Consider the following 15,952-nt stretch of genomic DNA (forward strand, 5'->3'; position numbering starts at 1 on the left):
TGGTGACGTTCTCACCCTTGGCCACCAGGCGAAATAGAATGGAAGTCTGTCGGTGACGGTGGCTATATTGGGACAACATCCCGAATGTCTAGATCCCACCGGCTCGGGCCGTGCATGCTGGCCAACGTGGAACTCGAACCGAAACCCGCACCGCTCTCGCCGGATGCAGGACCCCTTGAACTGCCTCCCGGATCGCGGTCGCACGGCCACGGAGGGGCGTCGTGCGATCCTCGGTCTGTCCTGACCACATGGCTGGCCATCACCGGGCTTGAGTTGACCGAGAAACAACGCACCGAGTTTCTGTGCCGTTCCGCGACAGCAGTGCTGGCCGCTCAGCCTCTGGATGCCCTCCAAAAGGCGGGGGAGCGGCTGTGGCTGCGGCGAAAAAGGCTCGACCTGCTGGAGTGGGTTCTCGAAGCGGACTGGCCGGGGCTGCCGGATGTGGTGATCCATGCCGCCGACCTTGTTGCCACCTCACCCGAAGTCGGCCTGGCATTGCATGAACTCGTCGCGGCAGCGGTTGCCAGGCTGCCTGCAAAACGCGGTCGGTACATCCTGGAGGAGAGGCTGGGATTGGATGGCAGAGGGACCGTGCGCACATTGAAAGAGCTCGGCGAGGAGTTGGACGTCTCAAGGGAGCGGGTCCGGCAATTGCAGGAGCAGGCGCTGCGGACGTTGGGGACGCCGAGGGACTCGCTGGTTCCACGAGCCGATGACTACTGCAGGCAGGTGCTGAGCCGGCTGCTGGACGAGATCGACGCCGACCATCAGGACCAGCGGGTCGAGCTCTTACTGGATGCGACCGAGCTGGCGTTTCCACAGGTGCCGCCCAGTCTGGCCGTCTCGGCCCTCGTGTGGTTGGCGGGGCGAGGGAAGAAAGCGAGTCAGGCAGCGGGGGCGGCCATCCCCGGAATCATCAAGGCCCGGCAGCGGGAGAAAAAACGCGCCAGCCAGGAGCACGCCCTCCTCCAGCGTACCGACGAGAGAGTGCAGGCCGTCCTAGACCAGGTCGAGTGGCCGAACCACCGCGCCAAGGCAGAGGGACTCGAGGGATTTGTGCCGCTGCGGACGAGCAAAGAAGGACGCTGGTTTTCCGAGAAGCTCGCCCGAGAGGTCTCCTACGACTCGAGGCTTGAGCTGTCCATCATGCAGCTGCTGGACCGATGCAGTCAGGTGACTGAGTATTGCGAGCAACCGCTCGCCATCGACTACGAGTTGGACGGCAAGATCTACCCCTACCATCCGGATCTGTTGTTGCTGACCGGTGAAGGCGACCTCGTCCTAGTGGAGATCAAGCCTCTCGCTGACATGGGCCTCACGATCAACCGGGCGAAGTGGGCGGCGGCACGACAGGAGTGCGCCAACAGAGGCTGGGGATTTCTGGCGACCGACGGATACCGTAGCTTCGCCACCGTCGCCGGACATCAGGTGCCGGATGAGATCAGGGCCCGGTTCCGGGAGCGGCTCCGTCAAGGCCCTATGTATTGGCCTGACATTCGCCTTCTGCAAGGGGAGCATGAACCGCGCTATCTCATTGTTCACGCGCTCGCAATTCAGGAGGGCTGGGATCTACGTCAGAGACCATTCCGGCTGCGCTTGCGCCTGCGGCGCTCGGCGGTTTGATCTGATTTGTACGCTGCGACCGGTCGTATTTCAGGTGAGTGTTCCACACGTGCAGGCTTCGGTGTCTGGCGTGTGGTCGGGGAGGTTAGGGTCCGGGTATGGCGCAGAACCTTGAAGTGCATGTGACGACGGGCAGTCGTGAGGAAGCGGAGAAGGTTGTGCAGGCGGCGGTCGAGGGGCGGTTGGCCGCATGTGCGCAGATCAGCGGGCCGGTGACGTCGGCGTACTGGTGGCAGGGGAAGTTGGAGAGGGACGAGGAGTACTCGGTCGTGATGAAGACGACCGAGGATCGGCTCGGCGAGCTGGTGGCCAGTGTCAAGGCTGCGCACTCCTACGACACCCCCGAGATCGTGGCGGTGCCGATCGTTGGGGGACTCGGGGACTACCTGACATGGATCAGAGAAGAGACGGCGGCGCCGTCTTCGGATGGGTAGCGGCGTACTCGGTACGGAACTGATCGGCTGCCGGGACGTGGGAGCCGGCGAACTCGTCCACGACCTGGTCGAGGCGATCCCAGCCGAGCGGGGCGGCCATGGCCGTGGTCGCTTCGAGGGATGAGCGGGCGTAGCGGACGGCCTCGGTGACGTCGCCGAGGCGGTAGTGGGCCAGTGCCATGTCGGCTTGGACGACGCAGAGCTTCTTGATCTCTGTGGACGGGCCGACGGAGGCGGCGACTTGCTGGCTTGCTCCCATCGCGCGGTCTTCCTGGGCAATGCGTGAGTAGACCGAGAGTGTCATGGAAGCGAAGCGGGTCGGGTCGACGAAGCAGGTCCAGGGGCGGGCGTTGATGTCAGCGGTGGCGTAGACGTCTTCGGCTTCGCGGATGGCTTCCAGGGCTTCTCGGTGGTCGCCGATGAGGGCGGATTCCTCGGCTTTGCGGGCGAGGAGCCAGGCGCGGGTGGCGGGATCGGCGTCGCCCAGGCGCTGGAGGGCGTTGGTGGCGAGGGTGACGGCTGCGTTGTGGTCTCCGCCGGTCATGTAGGTCTGGTAGCCGCTCATGCAGGCGGCGGTGGCGACGTCGCTGGTCTGTTTGGCGGCGACTCCAGCGAGGCGAGCTTGTCGTTCGGCGTCCTGGCGGTCGCCGAGTTCCCAAGCGAACCAGGCGGCGAGTACTGCTGATTCGCCGGCGGTGACGGTGAGACGGTGGCGTAGGTCTTCGGATCGGGGGGTTTCGAGAAGTGAGCTGATCTCGCCGATGTGGGTCAGCAGGGCGGGGTAGAGCTTGCGTGCTGGCAAGTGCTCTTCGAGGCGGTGGAAGCCTCTGGTGCGGTCTTCGAGGTGCTTGACGGTTTGGTCGTCGGGACGGTTCCGGCCGGTGAGCGCTCTCAGCAGGCGCTCGGCTGGTTCTAGTGCGGAGGGGCCTGCCGCGGTGACGGCGGCGAGCTGGAGCAGGGTTCTGCGGTCCACGCGCTGGTTGAGCCTTCCTACTGTCCAGGCGAGTACGAGTGGGTCGATGTGGTCTTCGGACGCGGAGACGGTCGTTGGGGCGAACAGCTCGGTGTGGCGGGCGAAGAGGCGTCGGTACAACTCGGCGTAGACGGGCCCGACCGGCTCGCCGCGCTGGTGGGCGCGGATCCGGCGGGCCATCGAGTCGAGGCCCGGAAGCTGGGCGCGTTCCTTGGGGGAGGCGAGGTCTCGCATCTCTTTCGCGAGGTGGTTCTGAGACCAGATCTTTCGTTCCAGGAGTAAGCGGATCTTGTCGGCCAGTTCCATTCGACCTTCATCATCGCGCATCGGTTCGACTCCGTCCGAACGCCTCACCTGGGCGGCATCCGCTCACGTCCGCCAGCGACCGCCCACGTCATTCAGTCTTCCCTAGCAACTGCGCCTTGTGCAGTGGTTTCTTGCTGTCACGTAACCAAACCGGACGCCCAATGCGCAACGACGCGTGACGAGGACAGGCGATGACGACCGTGACAGCGACGAGACCGCCCTATCTGGAGCTGGCCCTCACCTTGGACCGCTCTGAGGTCAGTCGATCCAGGCAGGCTGTCGCGAGAGCGCTGCGCGATCTCGGCCATACGAGCCTGGTCGACGACGCGTGCGTCATCGTGAGCGAACTCGTCACCAACGCGATCCTGGAGACCGAAAAGCGCATAACATTCCTTGCGCGCGATTTCCTGACGTCCAGTCGCATCAAGCTCAAGCTCTACGCCGACAGTGGTCGAATCCTTCTTGAGGTGTGGGACGCACTGCCGAACGAGGCTCCGCGACCCCGGTTGGCGGATATCGGCGAGGAAGGCGGCCGGGGCCTGAACATCGTGGCGCAGTTGTCCGCGAAATGGGGCTATGGCTCCGTATGTGGCTGGAAATGCGTCTGGGCTCTGCTGGAGGCCGCACCATGATGAGCGACGGTGAACCGCGGCTCGGTCTCAGCGAGGCTTGGTCTCTGATGCGAGAGCTGTCCCTGGAGCCGGCCGTTCCGTGCGGGAGCCGGCCGGACGACCCGTAACAAGCACCTCCCTCCTGCGCCGCCTACCGGCGAGCGGCGGTGCAGAGGGAGGCCCTCCGGACGGCGATTGGCACGCGGTGCGCCGCCTTGTCGCCGTCCGGAGGCTCGAATCCCCTCCGGACGGGGTTTCCAGCCCCCGAGGAATCGCCCCGTCCGGAGGCCCACTCCCCGATCCACGCGGCAAGCCCCGTAGTACCTGGGCTCCGCCATGCAGAAAGGAAGGTGGTTCGTCGCTCGCAGGGGCCCACGCCCACTGATCGCTGATGCGGAGTAGTGCCCCGCCGAACGGCGGCCCGGATGGCGGGGCGCTGGCAGCAGGCTCCCAGGACACCAGGGCCGCAGTTCGCTCGCCATCAGTGCCGCAAGACTCAAAGGAGAAGTCGTGAGCACCATGCTGGCCCAGCCCGTCCCGATCATCGACGTCACGATGCCCGAGCCATTCCACTCCGGCTGGAACAAGATCGACGGCGTCACCGTGGACGACACCCGCCTCACCATCAACCCGGCGGCCTACTTCTTCCGGTACGAGAACCCGAGCTGGCTGGTCTGCGACTGGGCCGGCGTCGAGGCCGAGCTGCTCCCGGCGGTCGAGACGCCCGACGCCACCATCGAGCAGATCGCCCTCGAGTACGTCAAGGCGCACGGCAGGATCACCGACGACGCTGCCGAGGTCCTCCAGGTGGCGTGGAAGGTCAACGCCTGGCAGTTCCGCGACGCACACCTGAACGACCGAGGCCTGGCGGCGCTCGGCGTCCGCAGCGAGCACCTGCGGATGCTGCGCGAGTGCTGCACGCTCATGGCCCTCAACCGGGTCGAGAAGGACGGCACGATCACCAACGTCGGGCCGGCGTGGATGTTCCCCATCGCCTGCAAGGTCGTTTACGGCCTGGACCAGGAGGGTTCCCGGCTCCTGGACGAGCTGTACCACGGCACCTGGTTCGACGAGGCCCGGCGCGTCGAGGCCGTCAAGGCCAACGCCGCACTGGGCGGCAAGCTCGTGCACGGGTGCCAGTCCCAGGCGGACATGCGCGGCGGGTGCGTCGTGCCGTTTGGCGCGGACCTCGCCGAGTTCCATCGCGAGCTGGCACAGTTCGGGGATGACTGGATCGAGCGGGTGGAGTCCTGTGGCCGGTGACGACTACGGGCCCGAGGGGGCGGACACGCTGTCCGCCCCCTCGGGGGTCCTGCACGCGCTGATCACGTCGGCGGGTTTGGCGACTCGTCCGATTAGCCGCGAGCCGCTCCACGTCTGGGACATGTCGGCAGTCGAGCGGGTTCGCCTCGCGGACGGCGGCTCGGTCATCTGCAAGACGGCGCGCGAGCCGTTCACCCGAGAGGCCGAGGTACTGCGGTACGCGAAGGTCCATGGCGTGCCTGTGCCTGCGGTGCTCGCCGCGACCCGTACCGAGGAGGGTCATCTCGCCATGCTGCTGGAAGACCTGGGGCCGGCGCCGGACGAGGACGCTCCGATGAGCGTCGGAGCGCAGGCGGCCGTCCAGGTGCACCGCTGTCCGCCAATGGTCGGCCTCACTGCCCTCGATGCTGCCGCTCTGGCTGCTCTGCCGAGCCGTGCTCATCGCTGGCTGGAAATGCTGCGCTCGGCTGGACGATGGACGAACACCGCCGAGATCCAACGTCTGCTGGAGCGGCTCGACGCAGTCAGTCAACGTCGTGCACAGGGTGTGGATATCCCGCCGTACGGGCTGTGTCACAGCGAATTCCACCCCACATCCCTGCACGTCGGCGCAACCGGTGTGAAGATCCTCGACTGGGCGAGAGCCTTCAACGGGCCTGGCCTACTGGACTTGGCGTCCTGGGAGGACACTCCGAAACCGCTCGACACCGAGGCCGTGGCCCGGATGATTCGCGCCTACATCGCGGCGGGTGGGAGTGAGCATGCTGCGTCAGAGCGTGGCGGATTGCCTGCTGAGAAGTGGGCTGGCGGCTGGCACCGCGTATGGATCTGCGAGTGGTACCTACAGCAATGCGTCCGCTGGATGCCCGATCCTGCAAACGACGCGGCGACTCAGCGCACGGTCTTGAGGCACCTGACGGAGGCAGCGCGATGCCTGACGCAGTGAACAACGTCCATCCGTCCACACGGCTCGCTCTCCCCGAGGGAGGTGCCGCGGACATCGACCTGACGATGGTCCCGCTCGTCCAGGCGCTATGGGCGATGGGACTGCGCACGGCCGGGTGCTGCCAGGACCTCGGCGAGTCCACAGCTCTCAGCGGGGACGGCGCCGGGCGCGAACGCTTCGGCCAGTATTACCGAGGCCGGGCCTGGCTGAAGATGCCTGTCGAAGACGGCCGAATCATGCTCGCGCGCCTCGCCGAGCAACCCCGGTTCCGTGATCGCTTCAACCGCTGGACCCGCCCGGACGCCTGGGAGAGCTACGTGTACCTGCTCGCGGACGACAACGGCGTCCAACTCTCCGCCTGGGCCCAGATCCACTTTCCCAACGACCAGCTCGACGAGGCGACCACCACCCTCGCCAACCTCCTGTGAACGGTCGACGCGATCCAGGCCAGCCCTCCAACTTGAAGGCGCCGTCACGCCGCCTGTCCTTCATGAGAAGGCCAGCGAGCTCGGATCGGCCGGAAGGCCGTCAGTGATGGAACCGCGCCCGGTTCCATCACATAAGAGGTGCGTTATCCATTTCTTGCCCCGCCTGGGGTTGGCGGTGCTGCCTGCACGACTGTAGGGGCACCTGATGCCCGCCCGTCGCAGGCTGCGCGGGGCAAGATATGGATTTCGTGCCTTTAAGCGCACCGAGCGCGGTGCTCTGCCGTGAGGCCGGGGGATCGGGCGCGATCCCGGATGCGCTGCTGTCCGCAGGCGGGTCGACTGACCTCGGATTCTGGCGACAGAACGAGACGCAGAACCGCCATCCCTCCAGAGCAAGCGTGAGCGGAGCCGAGATGGGAACTGAGACTCCCTCACCGGACAACGCGATAACGCTCCGTCGGGAGCGCGGAGGGAGCGGGAGCCCTCCGTCGCCGCTTCGTCCGGGGGGCCGGACGGCTGTCCGCTCGCGCGGACGGCTTCGACCGAAGTGCGGACGGTGTCGGCCGAACTGCGGACGGCCCGTCCGCCGTGCGGCGGAGGAGCGGTCGGGGGCCGGGCCGACTCGCGGACAACTGCCTGCCGCAGGGCAGGTAGGGCGAACAATGAGATAACGGGAACTTCGGATATGCACACGTCAGGTGAGTGCAACACGCCTCGTGCATGCGGACGTTGACCGTCGTCGTTGTGCAATGCATCGTCGGGTTAGTCGCCTTAAAGCGATGGCGCCTAAACGCCGCGAAGTCACACGAAGGCAGCCAGGTGTCCGACCGAAGTCAGCGGCAGAAGGGAGACAGCTCTGCTCATACACAACGCTGGACAGGGGGACTGTGGCGGGGATCGACAAGCGGATCGCTGTGCTTGTGTCCTGGAGCAAGACCGGGGATCGGAAGCAGCGCACGAAGCCGGGGAGGGATGCGTTCCTGGCGCGGTTCGAGCGAGAGGTTGACCCGGAGGGCGTGCTTCCGGTGGAGGAGCGACGGCGGCGGGCCGAGTTGGCCAAGCGGGCGTACATGCTGCGGCTGGCCAAGCGGTCGGCGCAGGTGAGGAAGAAGGGCTGACCTACATACAGCGAAGCCCCGGCGCGTACCGCGCCGGGGCTTCGTCGTGACGTTGTCAGTCCTCCATGATGCGGTCGTAGGTGCGCCGGGCTCGGGTGCTGGCGGCGCTGCGGCCGTAGCGGCGGAGCATCTGGGGCGATGACCAGCCGTTGAGTTCCATGAGGTCGCCTTCGGCGCCACCCTTGTCGAGCCAGGTATGGGAGAAGTGGTGGCGGAACTTGTGCGGGTGGACGGCGACGCCGCATTCCTCGCCGCGGCGGACGACCATCTGGTAGATGCCGTTGGCCGTCATGGGTGGACGGTTATTGGTGCCCAGCCACAGGTGCCGGCTGGAGGCGTAGGTGTGCTTGGCGCGCACCCGGATGTAGCGGTCGATGGCTCGGGCGGACGGGTGGCCGAAGCGGACGATGCGCTGCTTGTTGCCCTTACCGGTGACGAGGAGTTCGCGGCGCATCAGGTCCAGGTCGCTGCGGTCGGGGTCGTCGGAGTCGTAGGTGATGCCGGCGAGTTCGGACAGCCGCAGCCCGGTCGCCTTGAACAGCGACAGGATGGCGAAGTCGCGGCGCTCGGTGAAGGCTTTCCCTTCGCAGTGCTTGAGGAGCTTGGTGAGTTCGTCGTCGGTGAAGACCGGGACGACCTTCTCGCCGACGGCGGGCGGACGGAGCTTCGCCATCGGGTTGGGCAGCTCTTCGTCGGTGGACCACCACTTGAAGAACTGCTGCAGCGCCCGGTACTGGTTGTTGGCGTAGCTGTCGGAGTAGGTGTTGAGCAGCCAGACCGTCCAGGCACGGACGTCGTCGGCGGTGACGTCATCCCAGTCGGTGTGGTCGGTGTTGCGTCGAAGATGCTCGGCCGCGAACCACTGCGCCGCTTCGGCGTAGGTGCGGACGGTCTTCGGGGACTTCCCCTCGGCGTTGAGATGCAGGGTGAACGAGTTGATCGCGGGCTGGAAGGCGCCTGCTCGGAGGTCCTTCGGACGCCGCGTACGCGCGGTACCCATTGGAGTGAGAGTTTTCCTCTGTTCAAGCGGTGTACACCGGAAGTGATCAATCCGTTACCGGTGTTTCCGCTGGTCAGAGGACCAAGGTGGGCAGGGGCGGGGTCGAACCGCCGACCTTCCGCTTTTCAGGCGGACGCTCGTACCGACTGAGCTACCTGCCCAGGACGCGCGTCGGCGCGTCTGGCGGTCCTGACGGGATTTGAACCCGCGGCCTCCACCTTGACAGGGTGGCGAGCACTCCTAACTGCTCCACAGGACCTTGCTTGCCTCGAGCTTAGCGGCTTCGGGGCGGTGGCCTGACCGGCGGGCTGCCGGTCTTTGGCGACGTCCGAGAGCATACGCGACTCCCGAGGGCGGCGCCAACTCGTTAACCGCGGGCGGGATGGGGGAGGACGGGGGACACGGAGCGTCATCGGGTGGATGCGGGGGTGAGTTTCCGCATTCGGGGGGACGGTTCCTAGTCTGGCCGGGCCAGAGCCGTCCCAGGAGGGGCGGCCGTAGACGTGAGAGGCTGGAAAGAACGCGTGGTCGCAAAGCTCCCAGACCAAGCGGACGGCTATCAGCGCGGGCTCGGAACCCGCCAGATCCAGATGCTGGCCATCGGCGGCACCATCGGCACCGGGCTGTTCCTCGGCGCCGGGGAGAACATCGCCAAGGCCGGCCCGAGTCTCGTGCTGACGTACGCCGTCGCGGGTTTGATGCTGTTCTTCGTCATGAGGGCGCTCGGTGAGCTGCTCACCTACCGGCACGCGGAGGGGGGTTTCGCCGGGTACGCCCGTGAGTTCCTGGGCCCGTTCTGGGGGTACGCCACGACGTGGACGTACTGGATCATCTGGGTGACGACCGGGATGGCCGAGCTGACGGCGGCCGGGAAGTACGTCCAGAAGTGGTTCCCGGGGGTCGAGCAGTGGCAGACGGCGCTGGTGGCGCTGGTCGTGCTGTTCGTGGTCAACCTGATCTCCGTGAAGCTCTTCGGCGAGCTGGAGTTCTGGTTCGCGATGATCAAGGTCGCGGCGATCGTGATGATGATCCTGGTGGGGATCGGGGTGCTGGTCTTCGGGTTCAGCGACGCCGGGAAGACGGCGAGCGTGTCGAACCTCTGGGATCAGGGCGGGTTCTTCCCGGAGGGGATTAGCCCGACGCTGATGACGCTGCAGATGGTGATGTTCGCGTACCTGGGCGTCGAGCTCGTGGGCGTGACGGCGAGCGAGGCGAAGGACCCGGAGAAGAACATCCCGCGGGCGATCAACGCGCTGCCGGTGCGGTTCGCGCTGTTCTACCTGGTGTCGCTACTGGTGATCATGGCGGTGGTGCCGTGGACGGCGTTCAAGGGCGGGGCGAGCCCGTTCGTGCTGGCGTTCGACAGGATCGGCATTCCGGGCGGCGGGGACATCGTCAACTTCGTGGTGCTGACGGCGGCGCTGTCGTCGTGCAACGCGGGCGGGCTGTACTCGACGTCGCGGATGCTGCGGACGGCCGGGGTCAACGGGGACGGGCCGCAGGCGCTCGGGCGGTTGAACGGGCGCGGCGTGCCGGTGCTCACCGTCGTCATCTCCGCGCTCGTCATGGGCGTGGGGGTCGTCGTCAACGCGGTCGTGCCGGACAAGGCGTTCGAGTACATCACGTCGGTGTCGACGGGTGGCGCGATCCTGGTGTGGAGCGTCATCCTGGTGGCGCACATGGCGTACCGGCGCAAGGCGGCGGCGGGGCTGCTGCCCAGGGCGCCGTACCGGATGCCGTGGGCGCCGTACACGAACTGGCTGGTGCTGGCGTTCTTCGCGTTCGTCACGGTGACGATCGCGTGGGAGTCGGACACGCGGGTCGCGCTGTACGTGATGGCGGGGTGGCTCGTGCTGGTCCTCGCGGGCTGGCCGCTGGTGTGGCGGAGCTCGCAGCGGGAGGCGCCGGCGGACGCCGCGATCGCCGAGGAGAGCACCACCGCCTAGTGCGATGATTTCCGTGGGACCTCGGGGACGGAGGCGCACAGATGTCCAGGGCGATGGCGCGCGGACTTCTCCCCGGGGTGCCCCGGACGATGCTCGAGGTGCGGGTCCGGTGGGTGCTCGCGGTCGTGGTGGTGGTCGCGAACATCGTCGGCGGCCTGGTGGTGCTGCTGTTCGCGACGTTCGTGGTGCCGGACCCGCCGCTGCGGGATCCGGAGCACGTGCACCTGGTGAACGCGGTGGCGTTCTTCAGCTATCCGGTGGTGGCGGGGCCGATCGCGCTGGTCGCGGGGCTGTGGTTGTGGCGTCCGGTGGTGAGCCTGGTGCGGGGCGGCGGGATGCCGGACCGGGTACAGGGACGCGCGGTCCTGTTAGGGCCGTTGCGGCTGACGGTGCTGGTCGGCGCGCTGTGGGGGGTCGGCGCGGCGGGCTGGGCGGGGCTGGACGTGGTGCTGTTCACGGGCCGCCTCGCGGTGAAGACGGGCCTGACGTGCCTGCTCGGCGCGGCGACGACCTGCACGATCGTGTACCTGCTGTCGGAGCGGCTGCTGCGTCCGGCGGCGGCGCTGGTGCTGGCGGCGGAGCGGCCGCGCAGGTTCCGGCTGCCGGGCGTGACGACGCGGGTGATGCTCGCGTGGGCGCTCGGCACGGCGATCCCGGTGTTCGGCCTGATCTGCGTGGCGGTGGCGGCGCTCGCGGCGCCGGACATCGACGTCACCCAGCTCGCGATCACGATCCTGGGGCTGGGCGGCGCGGCGCTGGCCGTCGGGGTGTACGTGACGTACATGGCGACGCGGGCCATCGCGGACCCGATCAAGTCCGTCCGGACGGGGATGGCGCAGGTGGAGCGGGGCGACCTCGGCGCCGAGGTGGCGGTGTACGACGCGAGCGAGGTCGGGCAGCTGCAGGCGGGCTTCAACCACATGGTGGCGGGGCTGCGGGAGAACGCGCGGCTGCGGGACCTGTTCGGCCGGCACGTCGGCGAGGAGGTCGCGGGGCTGGCGCTGGAGCGCGGCGACATCGAGCTGGGCGGCGAGACGCGCGAGGTGGCGGTGCTGTTCGTCGACCTGACGGGGTCGACGCGGCTGGCGGACACGCGGGGCCCGGACGAGGTGGTCGGGCTGCTGAACCGGTTCTTCGGCGTGGTGGTGGCGGTGGTGGCGCGGCACGGCGGGTGGATCAACAAGTTCGAGGGGGACGCGGCGCTGGCGATCTTCGGGGCGCCGACGGAGCTGGAGGACTCGGCGGGCGGGGCGCTCGGCGCGGCGCGGGAGCTGGCGGTGCGGCTGCGCGCGGAGGTGCCGATGCTGGACGCGGGGATCGGCGTGTCGGCGGGCCCGGTGGTGGCCGGCTACATCGGCGCGGAGCAGCGGTTCGAGTACACGGTGATCGGCGATCCGGTGAACGAGGCGGCGCGGTTGAGCGATCTCGCGAAGGTCTCGCCGGGGCGGGTGCTGGCGTCCGGGACGGTGCTGGAGCTGGCGCATCTGGCGGAGTCGGACGAGTGGGAGTTCGGCAGGTCGGTGACGCTGCGGGGGCGGAGCCGCCCGACCCGGCTGGGCGCGCCGAGGCCGCCGCGGGCGCCGGTGGTGCCGGGTCCGTCGCCGGCGCCGGACGCGGAGGGGCCGCGGCGCCCGCGGTTCCCGCGCCCGCTGCGGCGCGGGCGGCGGGTGCTGCTCGGCGCGCTGGTGCTGACGAAGGCGGCGAAGAGCGCGAAACGGGCGGGGAGCGGGCGGGTGAAGGAACCGCCGCAAGGGGACGGGTGAGTCGATCCGGGGAAGAAGCCGTGTCCGGCTCGTAACGCACGCTCCGAATGCGTAATGTCACCCTGTGTACATGGTCTGCTACTGACTCGTAACCCGGGTGTCATCGGCCGAATCGAGGGTCGAGGCAGGCAACCCCCGGCTCCCCGAGAGGTGACAATGTCCCGTCGGCATGGTCTCGCCTTCACGGCCGTCCTGACCGTGGCCGTGAGCACCGGTCCCGCGACGGCGGCCGTCGCTGACCCGCACCGCCCCCTCCCCCCGCTCCCGCCGCTCGTCCCGCTCGTCCCGCTCGCGGAGCGGCAGGCGACGGCGCACACGATCCTCGACGTCGGGCACCGCGGCGCGTCCGCGTACGCGCCGGAGAACACCCTCGCGTCGTTCAGGCTGGCGAGGACCCGGCACGCGGACATGTTCGAGCTCGACGTCCAGCAGACGAAGGACCACAAGCTGGTCATCCTGCACGACGGCACGCTGGCCAGGACGACGAACGTGGAGCACGTCTACCCGAAGCTGAAGCCCTGGAAGGTCTCCCAGCTCACGCTCAAGCAGATCAAGAAGCTGGACGCGGGGTCCTGGTACGCGAAGAAGTACAAGGGCGAGCGCGTCCCGACGCTGGACGAGGTGCTGGGCGCGATGAGCGGCACCGGCGCCGGCATGCTGCTCGAACTGAAGAGCCCCGCGCTGTATCCGGGGATCGAGGGACGGGTCGCCGCGGCGCTCAAGCGGCACCGGTCGTACTGGCTCGGCGCGAAGGGCGAGCCCGCGCGGAGCCGGCTGATCGTGCAGTCGTTCGACTGGGCGTCGGTCAAGCGCTTCCACAAGGACCTGCCCGGCGTGCCGACGGGCCTGCTCGGCATGCCGAAGGCGAAGGACCTGAAGAAGCTCAAGGCGTACGCGGACCTGGTCAACCCGTCCTACGGCGACCTGACGAAGACCTACGTCAAGCAGGTGCACGCCGCGCACCTGGGGCTGCTCACCTGGACGGTCAACAACAAGACGAAGATGGCCAAGGCGGTCGACCTCGGGGTCGACGGGGTCATCACCAACAAGCCGGACGTCCTGCACACCGTTCTGAAGGCGAGCGCCTAAGGGAGTGAGGGCAGCACCGCGCGGGCGCGGGCGATCAGCGCCCGCGCCGCCGGGCCGCGCGGCCCCTCCGCCCGCCACGCCAGCGCGATCCGGCCGCGCAGCCGGGGCCGGACGATCGGCATCGACGCCAGCTCGTCCGCCCGGATCACGGTGGCGGACTCGGGCAGGACCGCCACGCCCAGCCCGTGCGCGGCGAGCTGGGCGAGGACGGGCGGCTCGCCGGCCTCGAACGCGATCCGCGGGCGCAGGCCGGCGGCCGCGCACGCCTCGTCCAGGACGGCTCGCAGCCCGGTGCCCTTCGGCAGGCTGACGAGGTCCTGCTCGGCGAGCGCGCGCAGGGTGATCGACGAGCGGCCGGCGAGCGGGTGGTCGCGGGACATCGAGGCGAACAGGTCCTGCTCGATGACGGGCTGGACGGCGATCCCCGGCGGCGGCTCCGCGCCGAGGCTGAGGAACGCGAGGTCGGTGCGGCCGGCGAGCAGCGCCTCGGCGAGCGACGCCGACTCGTCCTGGACGACGGTGATCTCCACGTTCGGGTGGTCGCGGTGGAACCCGGCGAGCAGTCCCGGCAGGTCGAGGGAGGCGATCCAGTCGATGGTGCCGATGGTGACGTGCCCGCGCAGCAGGCCGGTCAGCTCGTCCACCGACAGCTTCGCGCCCTCGACGGCGGCGAGCGCGGCCCGCGCGTAGGGCAGCACGGCGGCGCCGACCTCGGTCAGCCGGACGGTGCGCCCGGAGCGGTCGAGCAGCGGCTGCCCGAGCTCGCGTTCGAGCTGCCGGATCTGCGCGCTGACGCCGGGCTGCGCGACGTGCAGCTTCGCGGCGGCCTTGGTGAAGCTGGCCTCCTCCGTCACCGCCACGAAGTACTCCAGCTGGCGCAGCTCCATAACCGGGGATGCTAACAGCGAGAGCGTCCAGCTCTTGGACTTCTGGCCGACTCGGGACGCACGCTGGTGGCATGCGCGCAGAACCTCCCGCTTTGGACGGGGCGATCGGCCCGGCGGACGCGTGGGGCACCCTCGCGGTCGCGGCCGTCGGCCTGTTCCTCGCCGTCGTGTCCACCACGGTCGTCAGCGTCGCGCTCCCGACGATCGGCCGCGACCTGCACGCCGGTCCCGCGGCACTGCAGTGGGTCGTGGACGCCTACGTGCTGGTCTACGCGAGCCTCCTCGTCGCGGGCGGCGCGCTCGGCGACCGCCTCGGCCGCAAGGGCCTGTTCATGGCCGGGACGGCGGTGTTCGGCGCGGGCTCCCTGGTCACCGGCCTGGCGCCGGCCACCGGGACGCTGCTCGCCGGGCGCGTCCTGCAGGGCCTCGGCCCCGCGCTGCTGGTGCCGGGCAGCCTCACGCTGATCAGGACGGTGTTCGAGGACGGCCGCCGCCGCGCGATGGCGATCGGGCTGTGGTCCACCGCGTCCGGGCTGGCGCTGGCGGTCGGGCCGCCGCTCGGCGGGCTGATCGTCGCCGGGCTCGGCTGGCGCTGGGTGTTCCTGCTGAACGTCCCGCTGACCGCCGTGCTGGTCGCCGCCGCCGGCCGGTTCGTCCCCCGCATCCCCCGGCCGGAGGCGGCGCGCGGGCCGTTCGACTGGCCGGGCGCCGCGCTCACCACGGCCGGGGTGGCGCTGCTGGCGTTCGCGACGATCCAGGGGCAGGACGCGGGCTGGACGTCGGCGCCGGTCCTGCTCGCCTTCGCCGCCGGGACCGCCGCGCTGGCCGGTTTCGCCTGGTGGGAGCGGCGCGCCCGGCAGCCCCTCGTCGACGTGACGCTGTTCCTGCGGCCCCGGTTCGCCGCCGCGAACCTGGTGGCGCTGGTGGTGTTCTTTGCGTTCGTCGGCGCGATCGTGTACTTCAGCGCGTTCTTCCAGCAGGTCCAGGGCCGCTCGCCGGTCGGTGCGGGGCTGGAGGTGTCGGCGATCGGCGTCGCGTACGCGGTGGCCGCGACGCTGTCGGGGCGGCTCGTCCACCGGGTGGGGGAGCGGGCGCTGCTGGTGACGGGCCTGCTGGTCAGCGGCGCGGCGACGCTCGGCCTGCTGCGCCTCGCGCCCGGCACCGGGACGGGCGCCGTCTGGTGGGACTTCGCGCTGCTCGGCGCGGGGATCGGGCTCTGCGGGACGCCGATCACCACGATCGCGATGTCGGCGGTGGACGCGTCGCGGGCCGGGATGGCGTCGGCGGTGACGAACGCGCTGCGGCAGGTCGGGCAGGTGTTCGGCGTCGCGGTGCTCGGCGCCCTGGTCTACGCGGGCCTGCCCGGCGGCGGCGGGCCGGGGCGGCTGGATCCGGACGGCGCGGCGGCGTTCGTCCGGGGGCTGCACCACGCGCTGTGGACGTCGGCGGCCGCGCTGCTGGCGGTGGCGGCCGTGGCCGCGGTGCTCTGCGCCCGCGACCGACCTGCCGGGGAACCGCCCGCCCGGGAGCGGCCCGCGGGCGAAGGGTCTCGCATCGGCGGGTGA

General features: G+C 69.3%; 14 protein-coding genes and 2 tRNA genes. 11 read left to right on the forward strand and 5 right to left on the reverse strand.

The window, feature by feature from the left end; all coding sequences use genetic code 11:
• Positions 1-126: 126 nt before the first annotated feature.
• Complete coding sequence (locus tag AB0C78_RS31200) at positions 127-1,623, forward strand: TnsA endonuclease N-terminal domain-containing protein (protein ID WP_360754764.1); 1,497 nt, start codon at positions 127-129, stop codon at positions 1,621-1,623.
• A gap of 98 nt (positions 1,624-1,721) precedes the next feature.
• Positions 1,722-2,057 carry a divalent-cation tolerance protein CutA gene (gene cutA / locus AB0C78_RS31205; protein ID WP_360754766.1) on the forward strand — a complete coding sequence of 112 codons (336 nt, stop codon included), beginning with the start codon at positions 1,722-1,724 and terminating at the stop codon, positions 2,055-2,057.
• Here the strand turns inward: cutA and AB0C78_RS31210 are convergent.
• The gene (locus tag AB0C78_RS31210) at positions 2,020-3,357 is read right to left on the reverse strand and encodes an XRE family transcriptional regulator (RefSeq protein WP_360754768.1); all 1,338 of its coding nucleotides are present in this window, start codon (positions 3,355-3,357) and stop codon (positions 2,020-2,022) included. The two genes, cutA and AB0C78_RS31210, sit on opposite strands and share 38 nt — an antisense overlap.
• Positions 3,358-3,527: 170 nt before the next feature.
• On the opposite strand from AB0C78_RS31210, the gene AB0C78_RS31215 reads away from it, so the two are divergent.
• From AB0C78_RS31215 to AB0C78_RS31235, 5 genes are all read left to right on the forward strand, one after another.
• A complete protein-coding gene (locus AB0C78_RS31215) occupies positions 3,528-3,968 on the forward strand; it encodes an ATP-binding protein (RefSeq protein ID WP_360754770.1) in 441 nt (146 codons plus the stop codon).
• Between the two features lie 489 nt (positions 3,969-4,457).
• On the forward strand, positions 4,458-5,210 hold the full coding sequence (locus AB0C78_RS31220) for a hypothetical protein (RefSeq protein WP_360754773.1): 753 nt from the start codon (positions 4,458-4,460) through the stop codon (positions 5,208-5,210).
• Positions 5,200-6,156 carry an aminoglycoside phosphotransferase family protein gene (locus AB0C78_RS31225; protein ID WP_360754776.1) on the forward strand — a complete coding sequence of 319 codons (957 nt, stop codon included), beginning with the start codon at positions 5,200-5,202 and terminating at the stop codon, positions 6,154-6,156. Before AB0C78_RS31220 ends, AB0C78_RS31225 begins: the two co-directional genes overlap by 11 nt.
• Positions 6,141-6,584, forward strand: a complete 444-nt coding sequence (locus tag AB0C78_RS31230; RefSeq protein ID WP_360754778.1) for a hypothetical protein — start codon at positions 6,141-6,143, stop codon at positions 6,582-6,584. Before AB0C78_RS31225 ends, AB0C78_RS31230 begins: the two co-directional genes overlap by 16 nt.
• A gap of 887 nt (positions 6,585-7,471) precedes the next feature.
• Positions 7,472-7,702, forward strand: coding sequence for a hypothetical protein (locus AB0C78_RS31235; protein ID WP_131756720.1), 231 nt, complete (start codon positions 7,472-7,474; stop codon positions 7,700-7,702).
• 55 nt (positions 7,703-7,757) lie between these two features.
• Here the strand turns inward: AB0C78_RS31235 and AB0C78_RS31240 are convergent, their stop codons facing one another.
• From AB0C78_RS31240 to AB0C78_RS31250, 3 genes are all read right to left on the reverse strand, one after another.
• Positions 7,758-8,702 (reverse strand): tyrosine-type recombinase/integrase, encoded by a 945-nt coding sequence (locus AB0C78_RS31240; RefSeq protein WP_360754782.1) that lies wholly within the window; start codon positions 8,700-8,702, stop codon positions 7,758-7,760.
• An 87-nt stretch (positions 8,703-8,789) separates the two neighbouring features.
• A tRNA-Phe gene (locus tag AB0C78_RS31245) sits at positions 8,790-8,863 on the reverse strand.
• Between the two features lie 20 nt (positions 8,864-8,883).
• A tRNA-Asp gene (locus AB0C78_RS31250) sits at positions 8,884-8,961 on the reverse strand.
• Between the two features lie 265 nt (positions 8,962-9,226).
• Here AB0C78_RS31250 and AB0C78_RS31255 point away from each other — a divergent pair.
• From AB0C78_RS31255 to AB0C78_RS31265, 3 genes are all read left to right on the forward strand, one after another.
• The gene (locus AB0C78_RS31255; RefSeq protein WP_360754784.1) at positions 9,227-10,648 is read left to right on the forward strand and encodes an amino acid permease; all 1,422 of its coding nucleotides are present in this window, start codon (positions 9,227-9,229) and stop codon (positions 10,646-10,648) included.
• Positions 10,649-10,689: 41 nt separating this feature from the next.
• Entirely contained in the window at positions 10,690-12,411 is a 1,722-nt protein-coding gene (locus AB0C78_RS31260; RefSeq protein ID WP_360754787.1) for an adenylate/guanylate cyclase domain-containing protein, read from the forward strand.
• 156 nt (positions 12,412-12,567) lie between these two features.
• The gene (locus AB0C78_RS31265; protein WP_360754790.1) at positions 12,568-13,500 is read left to right on the forward strand and encodes a glycerophosphodiester phosphodiesterase family protein; all 933 of its coding nucleotides are present in this window, start codon (positions 12,568-12,570) and stop codon (positions 13,498-13,500) included.
• On the opposite strand, the gene AB0C78_RS31270 is transcribed toward AB0C78_RS31265, so the two are convergent.
• Positions 13,497-14,387 (reverse strand): LysR family transcriptional regulator, encoded by an 891-nt coding sequence (locus tag AB0C78_RS31270; RefSeq protein WP_360754793.1) that lies wholly within the window; start codon positions 14,385-14,387, stop codon positions 13,497-13,499. The genes AB0C78_RS31265 and AB0C78_RS31270 overlap by 4 nt on opposite strands.
• A gap of 71 nt (positions 14,388-14,458) precedes the next feature.
• Here AB0C78_RS31270 and AB0C78_RS31275 point away from each other — a divergent pair, with 71 nt between their 5' ends.
• The gene (locus AB0C78_RS31275; protein WP_360754795.1) at positions 14,459-15,952 is read left to right on the forward strand and encodes an MFS transporter; all 1,494 of its coding nucleotides are present in this window, start codon (positions 14,459-14,461) and stop codon (positions 15,950-15,952) included.

It is taken from the genome of Actinomadura sp. NPDC048394 (assembly GCF_040651755.1).
In the GTDB taxonomy this organism is placed as follows: Bacteria; Actinomycetota; Actinomycetes; order Streptosporangiales; family Streptosporangiaceae; genus Spirillospora; species Spirillospora montaniterrae.